This window comes from Paractinoplanes durhamensis, assembly GCF_016862175.1.
Taxonomy (GTDB): Bacteria; Actinomycetota; Actinomycetes; order Mycobacteriales; family Micromonosporaceae; genus Actinoplanes; species Actinoplanes durhamensis.
The window spans coordinates 1-9,855 of the sequence record NZ_BOML01000104.1 but is presented as its reverse complement, the minus strand read 5'-3'; the positions used below and the strand labels follow the sequence as shown (position 1 = coordinate 9,855).

The following is a 9,855-nucleotide window of genomic DNA, read 5'->3' as shown; positions in this document are numbered from 1 at the left end:
CCTGATCATCGCGACACGACCGTAGGAGAACGAGTGATGGACATCGAGTTCGAGGCGCGCTTTCTCGCGATCGACACCGCCGCCATCCACGACAAGATTTCCGCCCAGGGCGGCGTCTGCGTCATGCCTCGCACCCTCATGAGGCGCACCGTCTTCACGAACGACGACATCGCTGAGCGGGGCGGCTGGCTCCGGCTACGCGACGAGGGCCGGCGGATCACCATGACCTACAAGCAGACCACCGGCGACACTTCCGCGATCGACACCACCCTCGAATCCGAGATCCAGGTCAACGACTTCCAAGCCGCCAAAACGCTGCTGGAGGCCATGGGCTTCAAAGCGCTCCGCTATCAGGAGAACTACCGCGAGGAATGGAAGCTCGGCGCGGTGACTCTCGACCTGGACACCTGGCCTGGACTGTCCACGTTTCTCGAGATTGAAGGCCCGAGTGAGGAGGCCGTGTGTGCTGCCGCCGACGCGCTCGGACTCGATTTTTCGCGGGCTAGCTACGGCAGCGTCGATGAGGTTTACCTCGCCGTGCTGGACCGCGACATCCTCGCTGAGGAGACTCTCACCTTCGCCTGATTCGCGTGCCGCGCTCGCCGCGATCAAAACGGCACATCTCCGCACCCACACCGCGGTGAACGCCACCCGAAAGCCCAGGTCGGCTCAGTGCTGATCGTCCGCGCGACCAAGAAGCTGCGCCAGCGCCTCGGCACGGGCAGGTGACTGGTACGCGACCGTCCTGCCTTGGCGTCCACGGCAGCTGATCCTGTTGGTCAACGAGCAGACGCTGCTGCCCGTGCTGATGCCGCTCGCACAATCCGCACCGCGCCGTCCCGAATCGGCTGGGAGATCGCCGCCACGCTCACTGCGCATCACGTGAGCTACGTCGGGTCTGTCAACAGCTGATCAAGCCAGCTCTCGAATCGCTTCCGCATCGCCGCGATGTGGTCAGGGGTGGCCTCGTAGGCGGCGAAGCGTCGATCTGGGTAGCGCCGCAGCATGGTCAACAGGTCGGCGAAGACCCGGCGGTCGAAGCCTGCATCAGCCTGCTCCGCGAGTTCGAGTAACCGTTCACGGGTGTAGTAGCCGCTCATGACGGCGGCGTCGACATCGAGGAAGTCGCGCGGCTCGGCGCGTGTGAAGAGGGCCGACATCTTGCCGGCGACAACGTCGTCCATGTGGAGTACCGGACCGATATCCATCATCACGGGCGGTAGAGAACGCCAGTTCGCGGCCAACTCGACCTTGTAAGGCCATTCCGGTGCGGCGGGGTCGGCTACAACGAGCCGGGCAAAAGTGTCGAACTGTTGGGTGACCTCGACGGTGTATCCGGCTGTGCGGTAACCGTCAGTGACAGCTTCCACCGCTGCCGCGAAGTCTCCGCGGCGTTCCCACGCAGTGAACAGGTCGACATCTTCGCTCGGCCGCTCAAGAATGCCGTGTGCTTGGACGGCGTACCCGCCGGCGAGCGCGAAGCCGTAGCGCCCGGCCACTCGGAGCCCGATCTCCGCGAGCCTCAGATGGATTGGATCCATGGTTCAGCTGGCGAGCGCCTGCGGCGGCGCGGTCAGTTCCGTGAAACGGGCCTGCCACAGTGCCCGCAACCGGGCAGGAAGCCATAGAACGGGCCATACCCGGCGCAGGGTATCGGCGTTGATCCAGCGACTCAGATCCTCGGTGGTGGCCGCCTGATTCAACACTGTTTGGTACATCAACTGGAGATCGCCAGGATCGTCCAAGTCGTAAGTGCTGTCACCCGACCAATCCAATGACCGGTCGAGCGTCACCTGGCCGCCGGCCGGGCCGCGCAGATCGGCGAGATTCGCAGGCACGACATAGTGCCGCTGGTCCGCATACCGCGAACCGCGCGTAGCGCCATCGATCGCTGCCATCTGCTCCACCTCCTGGACCGATGATACGGCCAGGCGGCCGTAGGCGGGTCTCATGCACTTCGCCCGTCTTGATATGTCAGCGCGACAGACGCCGCGGAGCGTGAATATCTCGGCAGTGTCGTCGGGCGCATTACGCACGAGACGTCCCGGCGCGTGGCTCTTCCGGTAGGGGGTTGCTCGCGGCGGTTCGGTCCGGGAGCCTGCCTGCTAGGCGGCGCCAACTGGCCGCGCCGACAATACGGGCATCTTCCGTCCTCCCCGAGAGTCAAGTCCGGCAGTCTGTCGGGTCGGTGGTTGGCGTCGGCTGGGTAGCCTCGGCGGTAGTCATCGATGGGAGTGGGTCCCGTGAGCGACGTCGATGCCGCCGAGGAGTGGCTGGATTCCTGGGTCGGTCAGGTGAACGCGCAGGCGCAGCGCAGTGTCGAGCTGTCGCGGCGGGTAGCGGCGTTAACCGGCTCGGCGGAGAGCCGGGATGGCGCGATCCGGGTGACGGTGGGCTCGGCGGGTCAGGTGGAGCGTCTGGAGCTCGACGATCGGGTCCGGGAGTTGTCCGGCCCGCGACTCGCGCAGGAGATCATGTCGGTGATGCGGCGGGCCCAGGCCGCCCTTTCCGGCCAGGTCGCTGAGCAGGTACGGGAGACGGTAGGCGAGGACACCGAGACCGGCCGGGCGGTGCTGCACTCCTTCGATTCCCGATTCCCTGTTTCGCGGGAGGAAGAAGACGGATGAGCGGGGGTGTGCAGTTCCCGGCCGAGGCGGTGCTGCGGCACGCCGTAGCGGTCGGTGACGCCTCCGAGCAGCTGACGCGAGCTCATTCCGCAGTGCGCGAGGTCACCATGGACAGCCAGGCCTACGGGCAGCTCTGCCAATTCCTGCCGGCCCTGTTGAGCCCGTTGTTCGACGGCGCCGCGCAGGTCATGAACGGCGCGGTGGAGGCGCTGGGCGAGACCGCGCTGAAGCTGCGGACGACCGCGACAGCGATGCAGGCCGCCGACACAAGCAGCGCCGGCCGGGTGGAGAACGTCGCCGGTCCGGGCTTCGAGTTGCCGCTGTGACAGACAATCCGCTGGTCGCTCAGGCGCACAGCTCGACCACCTGGTACACCGGGCTGGGCCTGGTCGAGGACGCCGAGCAGGTCAGCAGCGGCATCCACGACAACAGCTGGGTCGACGGCACGCTGGGCGGGGTCGGCGGCAGCTTGGACGTACTCGGCATGGTGATCGACCCACTCGGGTCGCTGGTGGCCTGGGGTGTCAGCTGGTTGATGGAGCACGTCAAGCCGTTGAAGGAAGCACTCGACTGGCTGGCCGGCAACCCGGACGAGATCGCCGCGCACGCGGCGACGTGGCGCAATGTTTCGGCCGCGAGCACCGATACTCACCAGCAAATCGCGGCTGCTGTGCGGGCGCAGACCGCCGAGTGGTTTGGTGAGTCCGGGGACGCCTATCGATCCCACGCGGCTCAGCAGTTGGAGGTTGTCGGGGGAATCGCCACGGCGACGGGCGCGATCTCGTACGCCGTCGAGGGTGCTGGTTTGCTGGTCGGGCTGGTGCGTGGCATCGTCCGGGACTTGATCGCTCAGTTCGTGGCGACGCTGGCCGCCCGGTTGCCGCAGTGGCTGGCTGAGGCGGGCTTGACGCTGGGCATCGGCACCCCGCTGGTCGTCGGACAGGTCGCTACCCTGGTCGCGAAATGGGTCGACAAGATCCAGGGCTTCGTGCGGGCTCTGCTGAACAGCCTGCGCCGGCTCAGTGGCAAGCTCGAGGACCTGACCGGTGTGCTCGACGGCCTCAAGCAAGCGCTGCGACGGCTCAGCCGGTCCGATCCGACTACCGGCAGGTCGTCCGCCGCGGACGTTGTCCTGCATTCGCGGTCGGGTGCGTTGTCCAATCGTGAGGTCCTCGATCGGGGCGTCGGCCTGCCGAGGACTCCGGAAACCGTGCAGAGCTACGCCGAGCTGGCCGGCGTGGACTTCCGCGGTGCTCCGGTCGAGATCGTGGAAAGCGCGGACGACATCGCCTACCTCGACTTTCAGGGCGCCGTGGCCAGAACCGACTCGTTCGGCGTACAGCTCGGGCCGGCCGCGTTCCAAGACGAGGAAACATTGGTACGGACGCTAGGGCACGAAAGCGTGCACGTCGTCCAATATCAGCAGGGGAGTGTCACCAGCATGACGGGGCCGCTGGAGGACGAGGCGTACGCGGCCGAGGACGGCTTCGTGGCGACATGGAAAGGAGACCACGCATGACTCGTCTCATCGTCGAGAACGTGCACCGCATCCCGAGCCGTCCCTGGGTCTTGGTGACCGGCCGGCTCGAAGGCGACCAATTGAGCATCGGCGATGAACTCACCGTGGCCCACGGTGAGTTCCCCGTGGCCACCGCGGTGATCCGATCCATCGAGCTTCACAGCCCACCAGGAAAGACCACTATCGCCATCGACGCCGACCTCGCCGACTCGGTCCGGGACGGCGTTGCGCTCATCCGCGACTGATGGCCGCGGACCAGTTCCACATCAACGAGGTTTTCGACATTCCCACCTGGGTGGGCTCGTCGCGGTCGGCTCGACGCGCAACGGTGAATTCATCGGTATTTCCCGCATACGCGACGAAGCCAGCGGGCACCCGATTCACGTTCTGGGCGTCGACCACCCGACACCACGCACCCAGCGCGCCGGGGAAACCGTCCTCGTGGTCGATCGAGCTGACGCCGACTACGTCGCGGTCGGGGCGACTATGGACAGCAGAAGCGCCGTGGCCTGCGGCAGTCGGCCGGATGTATTGCTGAGCGACTAGGCAGTCAGCCAGGGGAGGAACCGGCAGCGGACTTCGACCCCACCGACCGGTGCCCGGCTGTGGCCTCCCGGAGGGACGCCGGTTGCTGCTTCCGTATGCTTTCTCGTCGTGTCGTCCGAACTGCGTCGTTTGGCCGATGGTTGTCTGCTTGTCACTCGCGCGCGGCAGCTGGTGGACTGGGTGGGCGTGGGAAAGCCGGTGACGCCGAAGGGCGTTTTACGTCCGGTCGACGTCGCCGTTGCGGGGGCCGCCCTGGGTGTGACGGTTCCGGCCCGGGTTCGTACGGCCGCGGATGTCGAGGTTGTTCATTGGCCCTGGGTGGCGGCCGAGGCGATCGGGTGGCTGCGGGTGTCGGCGAACCGGGCGGTTGCCGATATCGCCACCCAAGACGACCCGGTGCAGCGTTGGTGGGCGGCGGTCCGGGCGGTGCTGCGTGCCTAGTCGCATGACGACCGGGGCCGGGGAGCTCCGGTGCTGGTGCGGACGCTGCTGACGGTGATGACGGCCCGGACGCCGCCGGAGATGACAAGCATTCCCGAGGCGGTTCACGAGCTGCTCCACTATTCCGACCTCGGGGACGCCAGCGGGGTCTATTCGGCGTTCCGGCGAGGCGTCATGCCGGTGGATGCCGGGCTCGAACTGCTCGGCGAGGTCGGCGCGTTGGACGGCGATGGGCGCGTGACCGAGTTGGGTCGTTGGATGTGGCAGCGGCTGGTCGAGGAATGGCCGCCGCCGTTGTCTCGCGATGCGTCTGCCGCGGCGGTGCTCGAACGGCTGGCGGCGCTGCCCGGCGACGAGGTGTGGCGGCAAGCGGGGCCTTGGCTGGCCGAGCGGGAGATGAGCAAGGCGGCGGCCGAGTTGCTCGGCGCGGCGGCGACGGCTCCACCGGCGCAGCGGATCGTGGCCGTTGACGTGGTGGCCGGTCTGGGCGAGGCCGCGCTGCCCGCGTGGCAGCAAGCTGTCGAGGTGCCGACGCTGGCTGCGCATGCTCGGCTCATACTCGCCGAGTTCGAGGACGAGGACGAATCGGCGGAGCCAGACCCGGCTGATCTGCGGTGGCTCGCCGTGGAATATGCGGCGGCGGCGCTGGCTGTCGACGTCCGCCCGAGGCCTTTCTTGTCTTTCGCGAGCGGGGCGGTCTCGATGGGCCGGGCAGTGGGCACCCCGACGAGGCGGCCCTGCGAGATGGTCTGGCCGAGCTCATCGCGGCGGGTGGGCCGCCGATCCCGACCTATCAGCTGAAGATCACTCTTACCCGGGTGTGGCGGCGGGTTCGGCTGCCGGCCACCGCGACGTTGGACGAGTTGCATCGGGTGATTCAGATCGTCTTCGACTGGGACGACGATCATCTGCACGTGTTCACGCTGGACGGGCGCCGCTATGCCGATCCGTTCTTCGGTCTGGAGAAAACCGCCGACGAGTTCCGGGCCCGACTGGGAAAGCTGGCGCCGAACGCCGGAGCCGCACTGACATATGTCTACGACCTTGGAGACCATTGGGAGCACCGCGTCGCGGTCGAGCGGATCATCGAGACCGAGCGGCCGGAGACCTCGACGGTCTGTGTCGGCGGGCAGGGCGACGTACCCGAGGAAGACTGGTTCCCCGGCTGCGGCAGAGACGCAACACCGTTCGACCTCGCCGCGATCAACGAACAGTTGTCCGGAGCCGCACCGCGGTGAACCTCTTCCGGGAAGTCAGGTCTGTGCTGTGCTGATCGTGCGCGCGACCAAGAAGCTGCGCCAGCGCCTGGGCTCGGTCGTGCCTCGTGGCGACGAGCTGTCCACCACCCTGCTCGGCGACTGGTACGCGACCGTCCTGCCCTGGCGGCCGCGGCAGCTGATCCTGCTGGTCAACGAGCAGACATTGCTGCCCGTGCTGATGCCGCTCGCGCCGGCCGTCACCGCGCCATCTCGGATCGGCCCGGAGATCGCCGCCACGCTGGCTGCTCATCAAACTCCTGCGACCGTCGTCGACGGCGAACTCGGCCAGATGCACGACTGCGGGTTCGCCCTGACGGCCAACCGCAGCGTCGTGGGCATCATGAGCGAGTTCACTTTCCTCGCCGACGTCTTCCGGCGAAACGACCCCGAGCTCGACCTGCTCCAACTGGCCATGAAGCTAGCCTCGACGCCTTGCAGCCCGCTCTACCGCCGTCACACCAGCCCGGATCGCGAGCTTCAGGCGTTCCTGCGGTCGTCGTGATGCCCCGGAAGCTCGCCGCTGTGCGGGTGAGCATTGCGCTCCACGAGGACGAGCGCGTCCTCGGCGAGGCAGACTCCGGTACGTCTTCTGGCCGCAAATCGAACGTTGAGGTGCCCGCAGATCGAACATGAAGGGTGCCGCATATCGAAAGTCGGTAGGCCCGCAGATCGAAACCCTGCAGCCGCTGAGACACACCACGAGCCCGGGGCGGGGGCCACGCCGTTCCGCCCGGCGACGCTCGGCCTCAATGCCCATCTCAACCACGACTTGCCGCTCACCCTGATCGGGACCTGTTATGAGTTGGGTCCGTCCACGGACGGCACTGTCGCTCCCGATTACCTCCTGCTCATGGAGATCTTCTACGAGGAGACCCTGACGCTGTGCCGCACTTCCCCGATACCTCGCAGCTCGGCGCCACCGTCCCTTGGACGCCAGGAGCCAGCAGATATTCGAGTCGACAAGCCGGGCTCATGCCTGGGATCAGGCGCGACTGTCAACGACGACTCTGGCTGCTGCGCGAAGACCTGGACGACTTCGAGTAGGCCCGGCGCACCATGAACCGGACAGCGGCCCTGCTGGGCGAGTATCTGCTGCCGACCAGCCCGTCCGTCAGACTCTGCAGTGGAGCCACTCGCGCCTATCCGCTGCTGCTGCCGCCGTGCAACTATTCCGACGAGGACTCGTCACGCAGATCGCGACGCCATGCCGCGAACCGTCTCCGGATTTCGTCGAGCGCTTGGCCGGTGATGCCGTACTGGGCGAAGTCGTCGGGTCCAGCAGATCGGCCTGCCCGAGAGCGTCAGCGAAGATCCGCCGGTCGAAGCCGCGGTCGGCACGTTCGGCGAGGCGGAGAAGGGCTTCGTGGGTGTACCTGCCTAATCGCAGCGCAGCGTCGATGTCGACGAAGTCACGCGCGAACGCCCGCCCGTAGAGCGCACTCATCTTGTTCGCGACCGCGTCGTCGGGATGCAGAACCGGTCCCACGGCCATGAGAATGGGTTCGTTGGCCCGCCAGTCCACGCCGAGTTCCACCTTCGACGTGTGGCTGCCGTCGCTCACTGCCAGCCGGGCGAACGTGTCATATCGCCGTTCGACGTCGACCGTGAGACCGTCGTCGCGGTACGCCTGAACCACTGCGGTGACCGCTGTGCTGAATTCGTCGCGTCGGTTCCAGCCGGTGAACAGGTCGGTGTCCTCGCTGGGCCGCTCAAGAAGATCGGCTGCCTGACTGCGTAACCGCAGGCAAGGGCGAAGCCGTATCGCTGGGCGGCCGCGAGCCCCGTGCGAGCGAGCCGTTCGTGAAAGGGATCCACCGGCTACGCGGCGTTCGTGCGGGTAGCGGCGAGTTCCGGGAAGCGTTCTTCCCAGCGCCGCCGGAGCGTTTCGGCCAGGACATACGGTTTCCGATCACCGTACGGCAGGTAGCCCACCGGCGGCCGGGGCCCCGGCTCGTCCCGCCAGGTGTCAGCGCCCTCAGAGAACTCGCCCACGCCTCCAGGCTACTGGACATGCCCGCACACTTCGTGCATACGCCCAGGCGAATGACGGTCTTCGGTCCTCGATTTCTGACAATCGCAACTTACTTACTTGAGGCGTGATGCCCGAAATATATTTGAAATCACTTTTAAGCATCGACCGTTCGGTTGATTCTCAAATCAGGGTGTTCGCAGGAGCTGACAAAAGCTGGTTTGAGGGTGTGAGGGAAGCAGGCGACGGCATCGGAGGCCGCCTCCGCAGCGGCCCCATGCCGTCGATGATCACGGCGCGTTCTATTGCCGCGACCTATCCGGGCTCGTGCCGCTCGTGAGCGAGCGCGACCCGATGTCGTTCCGCTCGGGCGATGCCCCGAGGGGGTGCGCGAAGCCTCGACCGGCCCTCACGCCACCCATCCAACAATCCTCTGGAGCCTTCGTGTCCGCACCCGCATCCACATTGGGCATTTTTCCCCGTTCGTCCCTTACCGGCTATCCCGGCCTGCCGTCCGTTCGGATCCGCTGCTTGTCCTCCCTGTTGACCTCCGTTGGGAAACGGACCCGTGAGCAGACCTCACAGCGCAGCACAGCGCGCCTGTCACCCATCGCGACCGTCCTGCGACAGACCCTCCGGTCTGGGTCTCTCCCCCGGGGACGACGCCATGGATAGGGCATTGCGGCTCGTCGATCCCGTCCTGCGCGTCCAGTCTCAGATCACCGACCGGGATTGCATCCTGCTCGACTGGCTCGCCGAACACGGCGTGCTGACCTCGCCGCAGATCGCGCAGGCGCTGTTCCCGTCGCTGGACTACGCGCAGGAACGGTTGCGCACGCTGGTCGGCCTTCGGGTGTTGGAACGGTTCCGGCCGAACCGGGCCGGTGGCGGCTCGTTCCCGTACCACTATGTACTCGCCCAGTTGGGTTTGGAGGTCATTGCGGCGCAGCGCGGCGAGCAGCTTGAGCGCGGCTACCGCGACCGGGCTCGGCGGCGGCGCTGGCAGTTGACCAATCGTGCGAATCTGGCGCACCTGGTCGGCGTCAACGGCTTCTTCACTGCCCTGGCCGGCGACGCCCGCACCCGGCCCGGCTGCGAGCTGGCGCGGTGGTGGTCGGCCCGGCAGTGCCAGCAGATGGGCGCTTTCGCCAGCGACGGAGCCGATATCACTGAACGTATCTATACCCCGAAGTCGCGGCCCGACGGGCACGGAATCTGGATCGAGGACGGCATCCAGATCCCGTTCTTCCTGGAGTACGACACCGGCACGGAGCGCCCCATCTCCCGCCTGGTCGACAAGATCGACGGATACGAAGACCTCGCCCGCGTCACCGGGCGGGCGTGGCCGGTGGTGTTCTGGCTGCCTGGCCCGGTCCGGGAGCGCCACCTCCACGAGGAACTGACCGACGCCGGTGTGTGCTATCCCGTGGCCACCGCGACCCACGCCGCAGGCAACCCCGCCGAAGCGGTGTGGTGGCTGCACCGGCGGCAGGG

Annotated in this window: 15 protein-coding genes and 1 pseudogene; 12 read left to right on the top strand and 4 right to left on the bottom strand. The window is 66.9% G+C overall.

What is annotated here, in order from left to right; all coding sequences use genetic code 11:
• Together Adu01nite_RS47160 and Adu01nite_RS49225 are read left to right on the top strand one after the other, a co-directional pair.
• On the top strand, window positions 1-585 hold a 585-nt coding region (locus tag Adu01nite_RS47160; protein WP_203735959.1), incomplete at its 5' end, for a class IV adenylate cyclase.
• 160 nt (window positions 586-745) lie between these two features.
• The gene (locus Adu01nite_RS49225) at window positions 746-886 is read left to right on the top strand and encodes a hypothetical protein (protein ID WP_379138230.1); all 141 of its coding nucleotides are present in this window, start codon (window positions 746-748) and stop codon (window positions 884-886) included.
• Between the two features lies 1 nt (window position 887).
• Here Adu01nite_RS49225 and Adu01nite_RS47155 read toward each other — a convergent pair whose 3' ends face one another.
• Both Adu01nite_RS47155 and Adu01nite_RS47150 read right to left on the bottom strand, forming a co-directional pair.
• Window positions 888-1,541, bottom strand: a complete 654-nt coding sequence (locus Adu01nite_RS47155) for a nucleotidyl transferase AbiEii/AbiGii toxin family protein (RefSeq protein WP_203735958.1) — start codon at window positions 1,539-1,541, stop codon at window positions 888-890.
• Window positions 1,542-1,544: 3 nt separating this feature from the next.
• Window positions 1,545-1,898 (bottom strand): hypothetical protein, encoded by a 354-nt coding sequence (locus Adu01nite_RS47150; protein ID WP_203735957.1) that lies wholly within the window; start codon window positions 1,896-1,898, stop codon window positions 1,545-1,547.
• Window positions 1,899-2,243: 345 nt separating this feature from the next.
• Here Adu01nite_RS47150 and Adu01nite_RS47145 point away from each other — a divergent pair, with 345 nt between their 5' ends.
• The 9 genes from Adu01nite_RS47145 to Adu01nite_RS49040 all read left to right on the top strand — a co-directional run bounded on the left by Adu01nite_RS47145 (window position 2,244) and on the right by Adu01nite_RS49040 (window position 7,452).
• Window positions 2,244-2,627: a YbaB/EbfC family nucleoid-associated protein gene (locus tag Adu01nite_RS47145; RefSeq protein WP_203735956.1), complete on the top strand. Its 384-nt coding sequence runs from the start codon at window positions 2,244-2,246 to the stop codon at window positions 2,625-2,627.
• Complete coding sequence (locus tag Adu01nite_RS47140) at window positions 2,624-2,953, top strand: type VII secretion target (protein ID WP_203735955.1); 330 nt, start codon at window positions 2,624-2,626, stop codon at window positions 2,951-2,953. The genes Adu01nite_RS47145 and Adu01nite_RS47140 overlap by 4 nt, the downstream gene beginning before the upstream one ends.
• Complete coding sequence (locus Adu01nite_RS47135; RefSeq protein WP_203735954.1) at window positions 2,950-4,146, top strand: WXG100 family type VII secretion target; 1,197 nt, start codon at window positions 2,950-2,952, stop codon at window positions 4,144-4,146. The genes Adu01nite_RS47140 and Adu01nite_RS47135 overlap by 4 nt, the downstream gene beginning before the upstream one ends.
• On the top strand, window positions 4,143-4,391 hold the full coding sequence (locus Adu01nite_RS47130; protein ID WP_203735953.1) for a hypothetical protein: 249 nt from the start codon (window positions 4,143-4,145) through the stop codon (window positions 4,389-4,391). Before Adu01nite_RS47135 ends, Adu01nite_RS47130 begins: the two co-directional genes overlap by 4 nt.
• Window positions 4,392-4,800: 409 nt before the next feature.
• On the top strand, window positions 4,801-5,133 hold the full coding sequence (locus tag Adu01nite_RS47125) for a hypothetical protein (protein WP_203735952.1): 333 nt from the start codon (window positions 4,801-4,803) through the stop codon (window positions 5,131-5,133).
• A 30-nt stretch (window positions 5,134-5,163) separates the two neighbouring features.
• The gene (locus Adu01nite_RS47120) at window positions 5,164-5,934 is read left to right on the top strand and encodes a helix-turn-helix domain-containing protein (RefSeq protein WP_203735951.1); all 771 of its coding nucleotides are present in this window, start codon (window positions 5,164-5,166) and stop codon (window positions 5,932-5,934) included.
• 17 nt (window positions 5,935-5,951) lie between these two features.
• Window positions 5,952-6,371 carry a plasmid pRiA4b ORF-3 family protein gene (locus Adu01nite_RS47115; RefSeq protein ID WP_203735950.1) on the top strand — a complete coding sequence of 140 codons (420 nt, stop codon included), beginning with the start codon at window positions 5,952-5,954 and terminating at the stop codon, window positions 6,369-6,371.
• Between the two features lie 28 nt (window positions 6,372-6,399).
• On the top strand, window positions 6,400-6,894 hold the full coding sequence (locus Adu01nite_RS47110) for a DUF6933 domain-containing protein (RefSeq protein WP_203735949.1): 495 nt from the start codon (window positions 6,400-6,402) through the stop codon (window positions 6,892-6,894).
• A 33-nt stretch (window positions 6,895-6,927) separates the two neighbouring features.
• Complete coding sequence (locus Adu01nite_RS49040; protein WP_369076833.1) at window positions 6,928-7,452, top strand: DUF5995 family protein; 525 nt, start codon at window positions 6,928-6,930, stop codon at window positions 7,450-7,452.
• 106 nt (window positions 7,453-7,558) lie between these two features.
• On the opposite strand, the pseudogene Adu01nite_RS47105 reads toward Adu01nite_RS49040, so the two are convergent.
• Window positions 7,559-8,207, bottom strand: a pseudogene (locus Adu01nite_RS47105) (nucleotidyl transferase AbiEii/AbiGii toxin family protein).
• Between the two features lie 3 nt (window positions 8,208-8,210).
• Complete coding sequence (locus Adu01nite_RS47100) at window positions 8,211-8,384, bottom strand: hypothetical protein (protein ID WP_203735960.1); 174 nt, start codon at window positions 8,382-8,384, stop codon at window positions 8,211-8,213.
• Window positions 8,385-9,040: 656 nt separating this feature from the next.
• Here Adu01nite_RS47100 and Adu01nite_RS47095 point away from each other — a divergent pair.
• Window positions 9,041-9,855 (top strand): replication-relaxation family protein (locus Adu01nite_RS47095; protein WP_239133242.1); only part of this gene is annotated, 815 nt, incomplete at its 3' end.

Coding starts and splice junctions, on each gene's coding strand:
- Adu01nite_RS47150 (WP_203735957.1), bottom strand. CDS start 1,898: ATGGCAGCGATCGATGGCGCTACGCGCGGTTCGCGGTATGCGGACCAG.
- Adu01nite_RS47140 (WP_203735955.1), top strand. CDS start 2,624: ATGAGCGGGGGTGTGCAGTTCCCGGCCGAGGCGGTGCTGCGGCACGCC.
- Adu01nite_RS47155 (WP_203735958.1), bottom strand. CDS start 1,541: ATGGATCCAATCCATCTGAGGCTCGCGGAGATCGGGCTCCGAGTGGCC.
- Adu01nite_RS47130 (WP_203735953.1), top strand. CDS start 4,143: ATGACTCGTCTCATCGTCGAGAACGTGCACCGCATCCCGAGCCGTCCC.